Source organism: Pseudomonas sp. SCB32 (assembly GCF_009189165.1).
Taxonomy (GTDB): domain Bacteria; phylum Pseudomonadota; class Gammaproteobacteria; order Pseudomonadales; family Pseudomonadaceae; genus Pseudomonas.
In genome coordinates this window covers 4,132,220-4,148,136 of the sequence record NZ_CP045118.1, presented here as the reverse complement: position 1 = coordinate 4,148,136, position 15,917 = coordinate 4,132,220, and the positions used below count along the sequence as shown (strand labels likewise).

At 66.7% G+C, this 15,917-nt stretch carries 15 protein-coding genes; 6 read left to right on the top strand and 9 right to left on the bottom strand.

The window, feature by feature from the left end; all coding sequences use genetic code 11:
* Positions 1-78: 78 nt before the first annotated feature.
* The 5 genes from atuE to GA645_RS18885 form a co-directional block, all read right to left on the bottom strand.
* Positions 79-876, bottom strand: coding sequence for an isohexenylglutaconyl-CoA hydratase (atuE, locus tag GA645_RS18905; RefSeq protein ID WP_152224511.1), 798 nt, complete (start codon positions 874-876; stop codon positions 79-81).
* Positions 877-1,026: 150 nt separating this feature from the next.
* Complete coding sequence (gene atuD, locus GA645_RS18900; protein ID WP_152224510.1) at positions 1,027-2,187, bottom strand: citronellyl-CoA dehydrogenase; 1,161 nt, start codon at positions 2,185-2,187, stop codon at positions 1,027-1,029.
* Positions 2,188-2,291: 104 nt separating this feature from the next.
* Positions 2,292-3,908: a geranyl-CoA carboxylase subunit beta gene (gene atuC / locus GA645_RS18895; protein WP_152224509.1), complete on the bottom strand. Its 1,617-nt coding sequence runs from the start codon at positions 3,906-3,908 to the stop codon at positions 2,292-2,294.
* Positions 3,909-3,911: 3 nt separating this feature from the next.
* Positions 3,912-4,787: an SDR family oxidoreductase gene (locus GA645_RS18890; RefSeq protein WP_151187715.1), complete on the bottom strand. Its 876-nt coding sequence runs from the start codon at positions 4,785-4,787 to the stop codon at positions 3,912-3,914.
* A 122-nt stretch (positions 4,788-4,909) separates the two neighbouring features.
* Positions 4,910-6,712 carry an acyclic terpene utilization AtuA family protein gene (locus GA645_RS18885; RefSeq protein ID WP_152224508.1) on the bottom strand — a complete coding sequence of 601 codons (1,803 nt, stop codon included), beginning with the start codon at positions 6,710-6,712 and terminating at the stop codon, positions 4,910-4,912.
* 220 nt (positions 6,713-6,932) lie between these two features.
* Here GA645_RS18885 and GA645_RS18880 point away from each other — a divergent pair, with 220 nt between their 5' ends.
* On the top strand, positions 6,933-7,553 hold the full coding sequence (locus GA645_RS18880) for a TetR/AcrR family transcriptional regulator (RefSeq protein ID WP_218572333.1): 621 nt from the start codon (positions 6,933-6,935) through the stop codon (positions 7,551-7,553).
* A gap of 110 nt (positions 7,554-7,663) precedes the next feature.
* Here the strand turns inward: GA645_RS18880 and GA645_RS18875 are convergent, their stop codons facing one another.
* The 3 genes from GA645_RS18875 to GA645_RS18865 form a co-directional block, all read right to left on the bottom strand.
* Positions 7,664-8,428, bottom strand: a complete 765-nt coding sequence (locus GA645_RS18875) for a CPBP family intramembrane glutamic endopeptidase (protein ID WP_152224507.1) — start codon at positions 8,426-8,428, stop codon at positions 7,664-7,666.
* Positions 8,429-8,528: 100 nt separating this feature from the next.
* Positions 8,529-8,699: a DUF2897 family protein gene (locus GA645_RS18870; protein ID WP_152224506.1), complete on the bottom strand. Its 171-nt coding sequence runs from the start codon at positions 8,697-8,699 to the stop codon at positions 8,529-8,531.
* A gap of 92 nt (positions 8,700-8,791) precedes the next feature.
* Entirely contained in the window at positions 8,792-9,715 is a 924-nt protein-coding gene (locus tag GA645_RS18865) for a YeeE/YedE thiosulfate transporter family protein (RefSeq protein ID WP_152224505.1), read from the bottom strand.
* Positions 9,716-9,921: 206 nt separating this feature from the next.
* On the opposite strand from GA645_RS18865, the gene GA645_RS18860 reads away from it, so the two are divergent.
* The 3 genes from GA645_RS18860 to pyrF all read left to right on the top strand — a co-directional run bounded on the left by GA645_RS18860 (position 9,922) and on the right by pyrF (position 13,184).
* Entirely contained in the window at positions 9,922-11,223 is a 1,302-nt protein-coding gene (locus GA645_RS18860) for a sensor histidine kinase (RefSeq protein ID WP_152224504.1), read from the top strand.
* A 2-nt stretch (positions 11,224-11,225) separates the two neighbouring features.
* Positions 11,226-12,146: a response regulator gene (locus GA645_RS18855; RefSeq protein WP_152224503.1), complete on the top strand. Its 921-nt coding sequence runs from the start codon at positions 11,226-11,228 to the stop codon at positions 12,144-12,146.
* 339 nt (positions 12,147-12,485) lie between these two features.
* Positions 12,486-13,184, top strand: coding sequence for an orotidine-5'-phosphate decarboxylase (gene pyrF / locus GA645_RS18850; protein WP_152224502.1), 699 nt, complete (start codon positions 12,486-12,488; stop codon positions 13,182-13,184).
* 256 nt (positions 13,185-13,440) lie between these two features.
* Here pyrF and GA645_RS18845 read toward each other — a convergent pair whose 3' ends face one another.
* Positions 13,441-13,887: a multidrug/biocide efflux PACE transporter gene (locus GA645_RS18845; protein WP_152224501.1), complete on the bottom strand. Its 447-nt coding sequence runs from the start codon at positions 13,885-13,887 to the stop codon at positions 13,441-13,443.
* Between the two features lie 119 nt (positions 13,888-14,006).
* Here GA645_RS18845 and GA645_RS18840 point away from each other — a divergent pair, with 119 nt between their 5' ends.
* Both GA645_RS18840 and GA645_RS18835 read left to right on the top strand, forming a co-directional pair.
* A complete protein-coding gene (locus tag GA645_RS18840; protein ID WP_152224500.1) occupies positions 14,007-14,867 on the top strand; it encodes a LysR family transcriptional regulator in 861 nt (286 codons plus the stop codon).
* 128 nt (positions 14,868-14,995) lie between these two features.
* Positions 14,996-15,913, top strand: coding sequence for a MoxR family ATPase (locus GA645_RS18835; RefSeq protein WP_152224499.1), 918 nt, complete (start codon positions 14,996-14,998; stop codon positions 15,911-15,913).
* Positions 15,914-15,917: the final 4 nt, after the last annotated feature.

Genomic DNA, 15,917 nt, shown 5'->3' with positions numbered 1-15,917 from the left:
TTCGCGGGAATGACGTATGGGGGAGCGGCGGTGTTTCTCCCCGTCATCCCCGCGAACGCGGGGATCCAATAATCAGCCTCACTGCGCCCAGTTCGGTTTACGTTTCTGCACGAAGGCCATGGTGCCCTCGGCGCCTTCCGCTCCCGTCACCGCGGCGGCGAACTGGTGGGCGGCATCGTCCAGCAGCGGGCCGAGTGCCTCGGTCTCGGTGGCCAGCAGCAGCGCCTTGGTGGCGGCGTTGGCGCCGGGGGCGCAGCGGCGGACCTGGTCGAGGCTCTGGGCCAGTTGCTCGCCGAGGCTCTCGGCGCTGTCCGCGCAGGCATGTACCAGGCCCAGGCGCAGTGCCTCGCGGCCATCGAAGCGGGCGGCGGTGAGGGCCAGGCGGCGCGCCTGGGTCAGGCCGATGCGCTTCACCACGAAGGGTGCGATCTGCGCCGGCAGGATGCCTAGGCTGGTTTCCGGCAGGCCGAACTGCGCATCCACCGCCGACAGGGCGATGTCCGAGACGCAGGCGAGGCCGAAGCCGCCGCCGAGCACCGCGCCTTCCAGCACGGCGACCAGCACTTGCGGCTGCGCCTGGGCTTCCTCGAGCAGGCCGCCGAAGGCGCGGTTCAGCGCGGCGTAGGCATCGGGACCGGCGGCGCGGGCGCCGGCCATGTCCTTGATGTCGCCGCCAGCGCAAAAGTGCCCGCCAGCACCGCGCAGGACGATGGCGCGCACGCCGCGGTCGTCGCGCACGGCGGCGAGCACCGCGCGCAGTTCGCCGACCATGGCCAGGCTCATGGCGTTGCGGCTGTCCGGGCGGTTCAGGGTGACGTGCAGCACGCCACCGTCACGTTCCAGCAGCAGGGTTTCGCAGTTCGGCAATTCGTTCATGCCGGGGTCCTCGTCAATTCGGTATCGGCGGGCTCTTCGTAGGAGCGAGCTTGCTCGCGAACCGCATGACACCTCGGTGCCAAGCTAAACTCCGTTCGCGAGCAAGGGCTAGGCGCCCCCCTCGGTCCTACAAGGGCCAAGCAAAGGCTCTCAGCCCTTCTTCTTGCCCGGCAGGGTGCCCATCATCTTGCAGATGATCCCCAGCATGATTTCGTCCGCGCCGCCGCCAATGGAGACCAGGCGGGTATCGCGGTAGGCGCGGGAGACCGGGTTTTCCCACATGAAGCCCTGGCCGCCCCAGTACTGCAGGCAGGCGTCGGTGACCTCGCGGGCGAGGCGGCCGACCTTGAGCTTGGCCATGGAGGCCAGGCGGGTCACGTCCTTGCCGCGGATGTACTGCTCGGTGGCCTGGTAGGTGAGGGCGCGCAGGCACTCGATCTCGGTCATCAGTTCGGCCATGCGGAAGTGGATGACCTGGTTGTCGATCAGCGCCTGGCCGAAGGTCTTGCGCTCCTTGCAGTAGTCGATGGTGGCGTTGACGCAGTACTCCAGGCCCTTGATCCCGCTGGCGGCGCCGAACAGGCGCTCTTCCTGGAACTGCAGCATCTGCATCATGAAGCCCGCGCCCTCGGCGCCGATGCGGTTGCGCTGCGGGACGCGTACGTCGTCGAAGAACACCTGGGCGGTCTCCGAACTGCGCATGCCGAGCTTGTCCAGGTGCGGGCTGACGCTGATGCCCTTGGACTTCATCGGCACCATGATCAGCGACTTGTTGACGTGGGGCTTGTCGTCGGAGGTGTTGGCCAGCAGGCAGATGAAGTCGGCGGAGGGCGAGTTGGTGATCCACATCTTGCTGCCGTTGATGACGTAGTCGTCGCCATCCTTGCGCGCGGTGGTCTTCAGCCCTGCGACGTCGGAACCGGCACCCACTTCCGAGACACCGATGCAGCCGACCATTTCGCCGGCGATGGCCGGGCGGAGGAATTCCTCGCGCAGCTCATCGGAGCCGAAGCGCGCCAGGGCCGGGGTGCACATGTCGGTCTGCACGCCCAGGGCCATCGGCACGCCGCCGCAATGGATGGTGCCGAACTCTTCGGCGGCGACCACCGAGTAGCTGTAGTCCAGGCCCATGCCGCCGAACTTCTCCGGCTTGGAGATGCCCAGCAGACCCAGGTCGCCGGCCTTCTTGAAGACTTCATGGATCGGGAAGCGACCGGCCTTTTCCCACTCGTCGACGTAGGGATTGATCTCGCGCTCGACGAAGTTGAGGACAGTGCGGCGGAGTTCTTCGTGTTCCTGGGTGAAGATCATTTCTTGTTCTCCGTGGGATCTTTCAATTCAGGTAGGGCGAATAAAGCGGAACGCTTTATCCGCCGGCTTGGCGGATGACGCCGGGGGCGTCATGCGCCCTACGGTCAAAATCGTGCGACGCCGAAACTGTTGTTCTTCAGCGGCCGTACGGCCGCCTCCGCGCAGATGTCCAGCAGGTAGCCGAGCAGCGCGCGGGTGTCGCGCGGGTCGATCAGCCCGTCGTCCCACAGGCTCGCTGTGCCGTAGAGCGCGGTGGACTGGGCGTCGAGCTTCTGCGCGGTCATCTGTTCGAGCATGTCGAGCATCTTCGGGTCGGGCTCTTTGCCCTCCTTGGCGTGCTTCTCCTCGGTGACGATGCGCAGCACCTTGCCGGCCTGGGCGCCGCCCATCACGGCGGTGCGGCTGTTGGGCCAGGCGAAGATGAAGCGCGGGTCCAGCCCGCGGCCACACATGGCGTAGTTGCCGGCACCGTAGGAGCCGCCGACGACCAGCGTGAGCTTGGGCACCGTGGCGTTGGCCACCGCCTGGATCATCTTCGAGCCGTGCTTGATCACGCCCAGGCGCTCGGACTCGGTGCCGACCATGAAACCGGTGGTGTTGTGCAGGAACAGGATCGGCGTGTTGCTCTGCTCGCACAGCTGGATGAATTGCGCCGCCTTGGCCGCGCCCTGCGGAGTGATCGGGCCGTTGTTGCCGATCAGGCCGCAGGCGTGGCCTTCGATGTGCAGGTGGCCGCAGACGGTCTGGCTGTCGAACTCGTTCTTGAAGTCGAGGAAGCGCGAGCCGTCGGCGATGCGCGCAACGATCTCGCGCACGTCATAGGGCTTCTTCGCGTCCGCCGGGACCACGCCGAGCAGTTCCTGCGCAGAGTACAGAGGCTCGTCCCATGCCAGTTTCACGCGAGCCGGCAGCTGCGCATTCCAGGGCAGCGAGGCAAGAATTTCGCGGGCGAGGCGCACGCCGTCGGCGTCGTTCTCCGCCAGGTATTCGGCGGTGCCGGCGACCTGGGCGTGCAGTTCGGCGCCGCCCAACTCCTCGTCGGTGGCGATTTCGCCAGTGGCGGCTTTCAGCAGCGGCGGGCCGGCGAGGAACATCTTGGCCTTGCCGCGTACCACCACCACGTAGTCCGACAGGCCTGGCTGGTAGGCGCCGCCGGCGGTGGACGAGCCGTGCACCACGGTGACCTGCGGAATGCCCGCCGCCGACATGCGCGCCTGGTTGGCGAAGCCGCGCGCGCCCTCGACGAAGATGTCCGCCGCGTAGTTCAGGTTGGCGCCGCCGCTCTCGGTCAGCGCCACCACCGGCAGCTTGTTCTCGAAGGCGATCTGCTGCAGGCGCAGGGTCTTCTTCAGCCCGGTGGGGGAGATGGTGCCGCCCTTGATCGCGCTGTTGCTGGCGGTGACCAGGCAGCGCACCCCGGCGATGTAGCCAATGCCGGAGATGATGCCGCCACCGGCCTGGGTGCCGTCCTTGTCGTCATGCAGCTTGTAGCCGGCCAGCGAGGATATCTCGAGGAACGGCGCGCCGGCGTCCAGCAGCAGGTTCAGGCGCTCGCGCGGCAGTAGCTGGCCGCGCTTGTCGAACTTGGGCTTGGCCTCGGCGGCCTTGTCCAGCACCTTCTGTTCGACCTCGCGGAAGCTCGCTACGGCGGCCAGCATGGCCTCGCGGTTGCGGGCGAAGTCTTCGCCCTGGGGATCGAGTTCGGATTGGATGACGGGCATCGCTTACTCCTGATCCTTCAATACGTCGGGCAGGTAGGCACGGTGGAAGCCGTTGTAGGAACGGCTCTGCCCCGGCTTGCCCTTCACCAGCGGGAAGGCGCGGCTGCCCTGGCTGGCGGCGCCGTCGATGCGGATAGTGTTGCCGCTGATGAAGGCTGCGCCGGGGGAGAGCAGGAAGACGATGGCGGCGGAGACTTCCGACTCGGTGCCGATGCGCTTGAGCGGCACGTGCTCGCGCAGGGTCGGGATTACCGCCTTGAACGCACCTTCGTAGGTGTCCATGCCGCTGGATGCGACCCAGCCCGGCGCCACGGCGTTGACCCGCACCCCGGCGTGGCCCCACTCGATGGCGGCGGTCTTGGTGAAGTTCTCCATGCCGGCACGGGCGGCGCCGGAATGGCCCATGCCGGGCATGCCGCCCCACATGTCGGCGAGCATGTTGACGATGCTGCCGCCGGTCTTGCTCAGGCTCTGGTTGAACACCTCGCGAGCCATCAGGAAGCCGCCCACCAGGTTGGTGCGCACCACGGCCTCGAAACCCTTCAGGTTGATCGAGGCCAACGGCGCGGGATACTGGCCGCCGGCGTTGTTGACCAGGTGATGGATCGGCCCGCGCTCGGCGATGACCTGCGCCACCAGCGCCTTCACCGCTTCCTCGTCACGGATATCGCAGCTGTGCCAGCTGGCGCTGCCGCCGTCCTCGATGATTTCGCCGGCGGTCTTCTCCAGCTTCTCCGCCTTGCGCCCGACCAGCACCACGTGGGCGCCGAGGGCCGCCAGCTCATGGGCGGTGCAGCGGCCGATGCCGCTGCCGCCGCCGGTGACGATGATGGTCTGGCCGTCGAACAGGCCAGGTTTGAAGATCGAGTCGTAGCTCATTGTTGTTTTCGTCCTGCTCAATCGTTCTTTGTACGGGCTCTTCGTAGGAGCGAGCTTGCTCGCGAACAGGCTCCGCTGCGGGGCTGGCGTTCGCGAGCAAGGGCTAGGCGCCCCCGTCGGTCCTACAGGATGTGGGCGCTCAGTTCATCGGCGATGTGCTGCGGCACCGCCACCGGGAACTCCAGCAACTGCTGGGCAAAGGCCTTGCCCTGCGGGTCGATGCGCAGGCTGGCGACACCGCCGCCGCCCAGGGCGTTCTCCAGCAGGAAGTTCAGGCTGTGGCTGCCCGGCAGGTGCCAGCGGCTGACGCGGCCAAGCTGCGGGTCGAGCACGTGCTGCATCCATTCGGCCACGGCGCCTTCACTCAGCGCCTCGGCGATCCACGGCAGGTATTCGGGCCGGCGCGCCATGACGCCGATATTGCTGTGGTTGCCCTTGTCGCCGGAGCGCGCCACGGCCAGCTTCACCAGCGGCACGCTGGCCTGGGCCGGGCCTTTGGCGGCTGGGGCGGGAATGTCGTCGGCCAGCGCGGCCGGGTCGAAGACGTCAATCTTCGGCAGGGCAAGCGGCTGGCGCTCACCGTCGAGCTCCACGGCCAGCTCGCAGGCGGCCTTGTCGATCAGGAAGGAGAACAGGCGGATCAGCGGGTACACGGTCGGGCGACCGCCAACGATGCCGGTCAGGCCCGGTGCCATGCCGGTCGCGGCCTGGGCGATCTCGCGGGAGAACAGCACCAGGGCCTCCTTGCGGCTGTGGCGAACGGCGAGCTTCACCACGATCTCGCGGCTGTCGCCGCGCCGTCCATGCGGGCCATAAGTGGCCTCGCTGCCGAGCAGTTCGACGCTCACCTCACGGTACGGACCCCAGCCGCGCTCCATGAGGATTTCCTCGGTCTTGGCGATGATCGCCTGGCTGACCCGTTCAGCTTTCCGGACGGCGTCGATGCCGGCGATCAGGCAGCTGGCGGTGCAGCGGAAACCGTCCGGGTAGGTGGCGCTGACCTTGTACTGGCCAGTGGGCGGCAGGCCGCGCGCACCGCATACAGCCACGCGGTTGTCACCCACCTGGGCGAGCACGACCTGAGTGAAGTCGCAGACCACGTCGGGCAGCAGGTAGGCGCGCGGGTCGCCGATCTCGTAGAGCATCTGCTCGCCCACCGACAGCGGCGTCACCAGCCCGCCGGTGCCTTGCGGCTTGGTCACCACGAAGTCGCCGCTGGCCTGCACTTCGACGACGGGGAAGCCGATGTGCTCATAGTCCGGCACGCTTTCCCAGTCGGTGAAGTTGCCGCCGGTGCACTGTGCGCCGCATTCGATGATGTGCCCGGCCAGGGCGGCCTGGGCCAGCTTGTCGTAGTCGTTCCAGGCCCAGCCGAATTCATGCACCAGGGCGGCGCTGACCACCGCGCTGTCCACCACGCGACCGGTGATGACGATATCGGCGCCTGCCTTCAGCGCTTCGACAATGCCGGGGGCGCCGAGGTAGGCGTTGACCGAGACGCACATCGGCGGCATCGGCGCGCCTGAGAACATCTCGCGAATGCCGGCCTTGGCCAGTTCGCCCAGGCGCGGTTGCAGGTTGTCGCCGTGAACGACGGCGATCTTCAGCGCCACGCCGGCTTTCTCGCAGGCGGCAGCCAGGGCGCTGGCGCAGGCGGTGGGATTCACCCCGCCGGCGTTGCTGATCACGCGCACCTGTTTCGCCGCGATGTCGCCCAGCAGGGGGGTCATCACTTCGACGAAATCGGTGGCGTAGCCTGCCTCGGGATTCTTCAGGCGGGCGCCGGCCATGATCGACATGGTGATTTCGGCCAGGTAGTCGAACACCAGGTAATCCATTTCCGCGCCGCGCACCAACTGGGCTGCCGCGGTGGAGGTGTCGCCCCAGAAGGCGGAGGCGCAGCCGATACGTACGGTTCTAGTCATTGTTCTGCCCGTGACGCTGAGTGATGGATCGACATTACCAAGCAAGCGCTTGGTTGAAAAGAGTCGATTGCATGACAACCCCAACCATTGGATGGCCAAGCGCTTGCTTGGTTGAGGCTCGCGGGATTACATTTCGTCAGACAACACAAGTACTTGCGCGGCGTTTCGATGAATCGCCGAAAGCAGAGCTGCCAGATGGGACCAATGGGGAGAGAACAGCGTGGATGACCGTAAAGCCCGCGAAGTGATGCTGGAGCTGATCGGGACCGGGCAGATCACCGACCCGGAGAGTGCCCGCGGCAAGCTGCTGCAGACGGCCGCGCACCTGTTCCGCAGCAAGGGCTACGAACGCACCACGGTGCGCGACCTGGCCGGCGCGGTGGGTATCCAGTCCGGCAGCATCTTCCATCACTTCAAGAGCAAGGATGAAATCCTGCGCTCGGTGATGGAGGAAACCATCCTCTACAACACCGCCCTGATGCGCGCCGCCCTGGTCGACGCCACGACGCTGCGCGAGCGGCTGCTGGCGCTGATCCGCTGCGAATTGCAGTCGATCACCGGCGGCACCGGCGAGGCGATGGCGGTGCTGGTCTACGAATGGCGTTCGCTGTCGGAGGACGGCCAGGCCTACATCCTCAGCCTGCGCGACATCTACGAGCAGATGTGGCTGGAAGTGCTGGAGGAAGCGCGAGTAGCGGGCTACAGCCAGGGCGATCCGTTCATCCTGCGGCGCTTCCTCACCGGGGCGCTGTCCTGGTCGATCACCTGGTTCCGCCCCGATGGCAGCCTGACGCTGGATGAGCTGGCGGAGCAGGCGCTGTTGCTGGTGATGCGCGACTGAGCTACGGAGTTGGGGGAAATCGATCGCGGACGGAGTCCGCTCCTACCCACGTGTCAGGTTCGGTAGGAGCGGACTCCGTCCGCGATAGCTCACCGGCGGCGCCGATTCGATCAGATAATCCGCAACGGATAACTGAACAACAGCAGGTGCAGGCTGTTCACCGCCGCATGCAGCAACACGGCCACCAGCAGGCGGCCGCTGAAGTGGAAGGCCAGGCCGTACCCCAGTCCCGCGATGCCGGCGACCACCGCGAACAGCGGGTTGATCGGCCAGTGCACCAGACCGAACAGCAGGCTCGCCGCGATCACTCCGAAGGGCGCGCCGAAGCGGCGTACCAGTTCGCTTTGCAGCAGGCCGCGAAAGAAGGCTTCCTCGGTCAGCGAGATCACGCAGACGTTGACCAGCATCCACAGCCAGAAGCCCGGTGGCCATTTCGGATTCCACACCACCAACCCACCGGCCACGGCCACCAGCGGTACGGCGAAGAGGGTGGTGACGATGGCGATGGCGGCGAAGTCCGGCGAGCGTTTCTCCGCCGGCACCGGCTCGCGCCGTAGCCACCAGGCGAACAGGGTGATGCCGACCAGGGCCTTGTCCCAGGACAGTCGCAGGGCGTAGACGGGAGCATCGGGGCTGAGCTGGCGTACCGGCCATAGCGTCCAGGAGAGGGTGCCGGGCAACAGGTGTGCGGCCAGTGCAACGCTGACCACCAGGCACACCAGCCACCAGAGCAGGCGTGGCAGGTATGGCTCGCCGTAGAGCGTCCAGGCGACGAACACGGCGCCGATCAGCAACCCCATCGGCTGCACATAACCCAGCGTGAATCCGCAGAGCAACAACAGGACGGGCAGCAGCGGCAGGAGCTTCCTAGGCATTCTTTCCTCCATCGAAGGAGGCGCAGTCTAGGCAATTTCCCCTGCCACTTGCCATATTGACGTCAGCTTTTGGCTGATCAGTCAGTCATTTGCAGCGGTTTCAACGCTTGTCGTCGGCGTCCTTGGCGTCCATTTCCGCGTTGCGTTCATGGATGCGGCGCAGCTGTTCCTCGGTGAGCGGGAGCTTCTTCGCCGTATCGCGCAGCATCATCAGCGCCCCGACAATCGAGCCCAGCGCGAGGGCAATGATCAACCAGGCATACCAGGGCATGGTCCTGTCTCCGACAGTGGTAGTAGCCCTTAACGATACGCTGGCAGGGTGGGGTTGTCAGGCGCAGGGCTGGTCGCGCAGGTGGCGGGTGCTTATTTCACCCACTGCGACAGCCGGAGAGCGAACAGGATGCTCAGGCACATGCAGGCGAAGGCCAGCCAGGCGTTCGGCCAGAACAATGGCATGCCGAACAGGATCAGGCTGTCGTTGCCGCCCGGTACCAGCCTGGCGCCGGCTCCCATCAGCAGTCCGCCAGCGAGGCAGCGCGCGATGTCGAGTCCACGCGGCCAGCGCTGCCCCCAGCTCCCTGAAAGCCAACCGCCGAGCAGGGCGCCAGCGAACAGGGTCGGCAACAGCAGGCCGCGAATGCCCAGGTGCATGAAGCGCCCGTCCGCCAGCTCGTTCAGCAGGTCGGTGTAATTCCACGGGCCGACTGTGACGAAGAGCCCCAGAAAGCACATCGCGATGACCAGGGTGGCCAGGTGTGCCGGCCATGGCGCGCTGCCCAGGCCGCGCGCGCCGTGGACGAGCCAGCCGGCGCGTAGCGCCAGTGGCAGCAGCACCAGTGCCGGCAGGGTCGCGGGCAGATCCTGCAGCCAACTCGATAGCGGCATGGGCAGGCTGGCGGCTCCAGCGTCCCAACTGCGCAGGAGCAGGCAACCGCCGAGGAAACCCAAAGGTGTGGCCAGCCAGGCCCATTGTCCGGAGCCGAGCCGGGCGAGGGTGCCCAGCACGCAGCCGCCATTGACTACGGCGCCCAGGCCGAGGAGAACGCCGCCGACCACCGCGCTCCAGTGCAGGGGGATGCCCATCGGCACCTGCGGCAACAGACCCAGGGCCCGCAGGGCCACCAGCCCGGCCGTGACCCAGAGCGTGGCCTCCAGCAAGGCGGCGAAGCGGGTCCAGCGCCGCTTGTGCAGCACTTCGTCGAGGGCTGCGACCAGACAGGTGCCGCCGCGCTGGATGGCGAAGCCCATGAGCAGGGCCAGTGTCAGGCTGGCAAGTAGTGTCGGCATGGCGTCGGTGCCTGCGTTGTGCGGAGCCTGTCGTGCCGCCGCCCGGCAGCGCAGGCGGTGGTCTCTGAAGAGTAGATGCCGCGCCGGGTGGTTTGTGACACGGCAATGAAGCCCCGATGAAAATTGGGTTGGCCGCGACGGCTGTCACAGGATGGCAATCTGCCGCTGCTCTACTGCTGCCCATTCCAGCGACCGGAGACCCGCCGATGACCACCCGCGCCCTGCATGAATTGCTGCGCCAGGTAGCGCCATTGGCCCCGGAGCTGAGCATCAGCGACGTGGCCGACCGCTTCCTGGTGGCCGAGCACCGCGCCTTTCTGTCGTTGCCGGTGGTGGATGCCGACGGCATGCCGCAAGGCCTCGTCAGCCGCTACGGCCTGCAGGACATTTTCATGCAGCGCTTCGGTCGTGATCTCTGGGGGCGCCGTCCGGCACGCGACGTGATGAACCCCGCGCCTCTGAAAGTCCGCGTCGACCTCAGCCTGGAAGAGTCGGCGCAACAGGTCACCGCACAGCTGAGTTACCCGATCACCGAGGACTTCGTCCTGGTGGACGAGCAAGGACGCTACCTCGGACTGGGCACCGTGCTGGATCTGCTGAAAGCCATGGAGCAGCGTGTCGCCCAGCGCAACCGTGTGCTGCACAAGGCCTTGCACGACCTGCGCGAATCCCAGGCGCAGCTGGTGCAGTCGGAGAAGATGGCCTCCCTCGGGCAGATGGTCGCCGGCGTCGCCCACGAGCTGAACACCCCGCTGGGCTACGTGAAGAACAACATCGCCTTGCTGCGCGAATTACTGATCCCGCTGCTTGGCCTGACTGAAGCGCAGACCCTGCTCAACGAGTGCCTGGACAATCCCGCCTGCGGGCCCGAGCAATTGGCTCGCGCCCGCAGCGCCTGCGAGCAGGCCCGCGACGAAGCGGCGCTGGAGCAACTGGTGGGCGATCTCGACCAACTGTTCGGCGACACCGATTTCGGCCTCGCGCAGATCGGCGAGCTGGTCGGTGGGCTGAAGGACTTCGCCCGCCTGGACCGTGCCCGCAGCGAGGAAGTCGACCTCAACGACTGCGTGCGCAGCGCGCTGCTGATCGCCCGCAACAGCATCAAGGAAAAGGCCGAGGTGGTGACCCAGCTCGGCGAGCTGCCGAAGGTCGCCTGTGCGCCGAGCCAGATCAACCAGGTGCTGCTCAACCTGCTGACCAATGCTGCCCAGGCCATGGAGAGGTTCGGCCTGATCCAGGTGAAGTCCTGGGCAGACGATACGCACGTACACCTCTCGGTGCAGGACAACGGCAAGGGCATGAGCGAGGAGGTGCGCGCGCGCATCTTCGATCCCTTCTTCACCACCAAACCGGTGGGGCAGGGCACGGGCCTGGGCCTGTCGATCAGCTACAAGATCGTCCAGGACCATGGCGGTCGCATCCGCGTGGCGTCCGAACCGGGGCGCGGCACGCGATTCCTCATCAGCCTGCCGCTGCGGCAGGCCCGCGAATTGAAACGGAGCGCCTGAACATGAGCCAGCAGCCTGTCCGCATCCTCTTCGTCGATGACGAGGAGCGCATCCTGCGCAGCCTCGCGATGCAGTTCCGCCGCCATTACGAGGTGCTGATCGAGACCGACCCGCACAAGGCACTGCAGCGCCTGCGCGAGGAGCGCGTGGACATCCTGGTGAGCGACCAGCGCATGCCGCAGATGAGCGGCGCCGAGCTGCTGGCGCAGGCGCGGGAGATAGCCCCTGACACCCTGCGCATTCTCCTCACCGGCTACTCCGACCTGGATGCGGCGGTGGATGCGCTCAACAGCGGCGGCATCTTCCGCTACCTGACCAAACCCTGGGACCCGCAGGAAATGGCCTTCACCCTGCGCCAGGCGGCCGAGATCGCGCAGCGCCAGGTGCCGGCGGTGGCCGATCCGCAGGTGATCAGCCGGTTGGCTGCTCCGCTCAATGTGCTGCTGCTGGATGACGACCCGGAAACCCTGGCCTGCGTCGGCGACTTCTGCAGTGCCGGCAATCACCGGCTGCACCGCGCGCGTAACCTGGCCGAGGCGATCCTGCGCCTTAACAGCGAGCCAATCGACGTCCTGGTCAGCGACCTGAAGCTTGCCGGCGAAGACACCGCGCCGCTGCTCAAGTCCCTGGCCCAGGCCCATCCGCGCCTGCTCAGCATCGTGGTCACGCCATTCCGCGATACTCAGGAGTTGCTGGCGCTGATCAACCAGGCGCAGATCTTCCGCTACCTGCCCAAGCCGATCCGTCGCGGCCTGTTCGAGAAGGGCCTGAAGGCCGCCGCCGAACAGGCGCTGTTGTGGCGCGCGCAGCCCGAGCCGAAGGTGGCGCGCATCGCCGAGGTGCCGCGCGAGGAGCGCGAACGGGAGAAGGTCGGCAGCCTGCAGGGTATGCTGGGGCGCCTGCGTGATCGCCTGAGCGCCTGAGAACTTGTTAACGATCTGCTGCGCGTCGGCATAACTGCGTTAAAAACAGGCTCGGAAGCCGCTTGCGGCTAACGCACTTCAGTGCGGCCCCGCAGGGGCGAGCGTAGCGAGTACTGCTCATTTACCCTCCGCGTCCTCGCCTGTTTGATTCGCTGGCGCTCACCCTTCGGGCCAGCCTGCGGCTGTTACTCCCGGTGGTCGTTGCGCCTTGTTCTGCGCCAGCGTGCGAGATCGTAAACAGGTTCTGAGGCTCGGAGCATTCCTGCCGGGCGGGCTACGGAAGTCGGCGCGTTTCTGCGACAATACGCGCCGATTTTTTCGCAACCTCCGAGAGAGCCCATGTCCGCCTGCCAGTCCCCGATCATCGTCGCCCTGGATTTCCCCACCCGCGAAGCCGCGCTGGCGCTGGCTGACCAGCTCGATCCCAAGCTGTGCCGGGTGAAGGTGGGCAAGGAGCTGTTTACCAGCTGCGCCGCCGGTATCGTCGAGACGCTGAACAGCCGCGGCTTCGAAGTCTTCCTCGACCTGAAATTCCACGACATCCCCAACACCACCGCGATGGCCGTACGCGCCGCCGCCGAGATGGGCGTGTGGATGGTCAACGTGCACTGCTCCGGCGGCCTGCGCATGATGAGCGCCTGCCGTGAGACCCTCGAAGCCTTCAATGGCCCCAGGCCGCTGCTGATCGGCGTGACCGTGCTGACGAGCATGGAACGCGAGGACCTGGCCGGCATCGGCCTGGACGTCGAGCCTCAGGAGCAGGTGCTGCGCCTGGCGGCCCTGGCGCAGAAGGCTGGCATGGACGGTCTGGTCTGCTCGGCCCAGGAAGCGCCGGCACTCAAGGCCGCGCATCCGGCGCTGCAACTGGTCACGCCCGGCATCCGCCCGGCTGGTAGCGCCCAGGACGACCAGCGCCGCATCCTCACCCCGCGCCAGGCGCTGGACAACGGCTCCGATTATCTGGTGATCGGTCGTCCGATCAGCCAGGCTGCCGATCCCGCCAAGGCCCTGCGCGACATCGTCGCCAGCCTGGCCTGAGTCCTTTCTCTGCGCGGAAAAAGCCGCCAGACACGAAAAAGCCCGCTTGATGCGGGCTTTTTCGTTTCCGGGTGCTGCGTTTCGCTCCGCCAATCCTACGTGTCGTACCTGCGGACCGGCTCTTGTAGGGCGCATAACCCGGAACGGGTTATCTGCCGCGATGGCGGATAACGCCGTAGGCGTTATGCGCCCTGCATTGGGGTATCCGTGCCCGAGGTAGTTGCAGCAGCGTGAATGGGGCGTACCTGCAGGGCGGTCAGCCGTTGGCCTGCGCCATCTGCGCCCGGCCTACCCAGCGCTCGCGTACCACGTCATACACCCAGTTGAAGACGATGGCGTAGGGCAGGAAGAACAGGATCAGGCCGATATCCAGGATGAAGGCTTCCAGCAGGCTCACCGACAGCCACCAGGCGGCCAGCGGCACCAGCAGGAAGATCAGCCCCAGTTCGAACAGCGAGGCGTGCAGCACGCGCACCGGAAGGGTGCGGGTGAAGCCCATGCGCTGCTGGGCACGGTCGAAGCCGGCGTTGAACAGCATGTTCCAGGCGGTAGCGATGGCCGAGAACATCAGGGTCATGGCGCCCATGTGGCCCAGGGGTTGATCCATCAGCCAGGCCAGGGTCGGCGCGCAGATGGCGACCGCCAGCAGTTCGAAAAGCACGGCGTGGAACAGCCGCTCTTTCAGGGTTTTATTCGGGCTCATGGGATTCTCCAGATAACAGTTGCAGGCCGACTCCGTCGGTCCGGCGCCATTATCATCGGTCGACCGGCTGGATATAAGTTGGATACCATCGGTTAAACCGATGGAAGAGGGTATCGCCAATGCAATATTCCCCCGAATCCCTGCAAGCCTTCGCCGAGGCCGCCTGCCTTGGTTCCTTCAGCGCCGCCGCGCGCAAGCTGGGCAAGAGCCAGTCCACCGTCAGCGAAGCCATCGCCCGCCTGGAGATCGACCTGGGCCTGACCCTGTTCGACCGCAGCGCCCGCCAGCCCCAGCTGACCGAGGCCGGCCACGCGTTGCTCAGCCGGGTGGAGGAGGTGCTGATGGCCAACGACCGTCTCGGCCAACTCGCCCAGCAGCTTGTCGGTGGACTGGAGTCGCGGGTGACCCTGGCCATGTCCGATACCTACCCCTCGGCGCAGTTCGAGGCGCGCCTGGCGGAGATCGACGCGCGCTACCCGGACCTGGAATTCGAATGGCTGATTGCCGAACACGGCGATGTGCTCGATCTGGTCGTCCAGGGCCGCGCCAGCCTGGGCCTGCTGGCGGCGCAGCGGGAGTACCCGCCGGACATCGGCTCGGCGACCCTTAGCGAACAGGCCGAGTTCGGCCTGTTCGTCAGCCGCAATCATCCTCTGGCCAGCCGTGAGCGAGTGGAGCGAGAGGACCTGCTGGCCTACCGGGCGTTGCGCCTGAACACCTACCTGGACGACGCCGCGCCGATACTCGGCGGCCGCTGCTGGAGCGCACCGAACTACCTGCTGTTGCTGGACATGGCGGTACTGGGCTTCGGCTGGATCGAATTGCCCAGCTGGATGGTCGGACGTTTCGCAGGCGGGCGTATGCACGAGCTGAAGGTCGCCGGCTGGCCTCGCCGGGTGGCGGTGGACGTGATCTGGTCGCGGCAGCGCCCGACCGGGCCAGCGGCCAGTTGGCTGGTAGAGCGGCTGTTGGGGCGCTAGCGTCAGTGGAGGCACGCGCTGCTTCACGGGCGCACTGCTTCACAGGAATGCGGACGAAATGTGTCCGGGCCTATGATGGCTGGCGCAGGGCCAGTAGGATCGGAGTTTTCCTAGAGCGAGAGGTCGGGATGCGCGCCAAGCTGGAGAATTGCCTGAAGGCAGTGGACGAGGTTCTGCTCGGCAAGGAGATTCAGGTCCGGCTGGCGCTGACCTGCCTGTTGGCCCGTGGCCACCTGCTCATCGAAGACCTGCCCGGCATGGGCAAGACCACCTTGAGCCACGCCTTGGCGCGTGTCCTGGGTTTGAGTTTCCAGCGCATCCAGTTCACCTCCGACCTGTTGCCTGGCGATGTGCTGGGGACCTCGGTATTCGACCGGGAAACCGGGCAGTTCGTCTTCCACGCGGGCCCGATCTTCGCCGAGCTGGTCCTGGCCGACGAGATCAACCGTGCCACGCCCAAGAGCCAGAGCGCGCTGCTGGAGGCAATGGAGGAGGGGCAGGTGACCATCGAGGGGGCGACCCGCCCGCTGCCTGAGCCCTTCTTCGTCATCGCCACGCAGAACCCGGTGACCCAGGGCGGCACCTTTGCGCTGCCGGAGTCCCAGCTGGACCGCTTCCTCATGCGCCTGTCGCTGGGCTATCCGGGGCGCGCGGCGGAGAAGGCGCTGCTGTTGGGCGAGGCGCGCCGCGACCTGCTGCCGCGCCTGGAGCCCATGCTCGATCCGAAGGAGCTGCTGTCATTGCAGGGCGAGGTGCTGGAGGTTCGCGCCAGCGATGCACTGGTCGATTACGTGCTGCGCCTGGTCGAGGCTACCCGTAGCCAGCCGGCGTTCGCCCTCGGACTGTCGCCGCGCGGCAGCCTGGGGTTGCTCGCCGCCGCACGCGCCTGGGCACTGCTTGCCGGCCGTGATTACGCGATTCCCGAGGATGTGCAGGCGGTGCTGCCGTCGGTGGCCGGCCATCGGCTGCGTGACCAGGCCGATCCCACTGGACACGGCGGCGGTGCGCTGGTGCAGTGGTTGCTGCGCGAAGTGCCGGCGCTCTGAGGGG

What these genes read in the sequence shown, in the direction of transcription:
- atuE (WP_152224511.1), bottom strand. Translation starts at nt 876, where the DNA reads ATGAACGAATTGCCGAACTGCGAAACCCTGCTGCTGGAACGTGACGGT.
- atuD (WP_152224510.1), bottom strand. Translation starts at nt 2,187, where the DNA reads ATGATCTTCACCCAGGAACACGAAGAACTCCGCCGCACTGTCCTCAAC.
- atuC (WP_152224509.1), bottom strand. Translation starts at nt 3,908, where the DNA reads ATGCCCGTCATCCAATCCGAACTCGATCCCCAGGGCGAAGACTTCGCC.
- GA645_RS18890 (WP_151187715.1), bottom strand. Translation starts at nt 4,787, where the DNA reads ATGAGCTACGACTCGATCTTCAAACCTGGCCTGTTCGACGGCCAGACC.
- GA645_RS18885 (WP_152224508.1), bottom strand. Translation starts at nt 6,712, where the DNA reads ATGACTAGAACCGTACGTATCGGCTGCGCCTCCGCCTTCTGGGGCGAC.
- GA645_RS18875 (WP_152224507.1), bottom strand. Translation starts at nt 8,428, where the DNA reads ATGCCTAGGAAGCTCCTGCCGCTGCTGCCCGTCCTGTTGTTGCTCTGC.
- GA645_RS18870 (WP_152224506.1), bottom strand. Translation starts at nt 8,699, where the DNA reads ATGCCCTGGTATGCCTGGTTGATCATTGCCCTCGCGCTGGGCTCGATT.
- GA645_RS18865 (WP_152224505.1), bottom strand. Translation starts at nt 9,715, where the DNA reads ATGCCGACACTACTTGCCAGCCTGACACTGGCCCTGCTCATGGGCTTC.
- GA645_RS18860 (WP_152224504.1), top strand. Translation starts at nt 9,922, where the DNA reads ATGACCACCCGCGCCCTGCATGAATTGCTGCGCCAGGTAGCGCCATTG.
- GA645_RS18855 (WP_152224503.1), top strand. Translation starts at nt 11,226, where the DNA reads ATGAGCCAGCAGCCTGTCCGCATCCTCTTCGTCGATGACGAGGAGCGC.
- pyrF (WP_152224502.1), top strand. Translation starts at nt 12,486, where the DNA reads ATGTCCGCCTGCCAGTCCCCGATCATCGTCGCCCTGGATTTCCCCACC.
- GA645_RS18845 (WP_152224501.1), bottom strand. Translation starts at nt 13,887, where the DNA reads ATGAGCCCGAATAAAACCCTGAAAGAGCGGCTGTTCCACGCCGTGCTT.
- GA645_RS18840 (WP_152224500.1), top strand. Translation starts at nt 14,007, where the DNA reads ATGCAATATTCCCCCGAATCCCTGCAAGCCTTCGCCGAGGCCGCCTGC.
- GA645_RS18835 (WP_152224499.1), top strand. Translation starts at nt 14,996, where the DNA reads ATGCGCGCCAAGCTGGAGAATTGCCTGAAGGCAGTGGACGAGGTTCTG.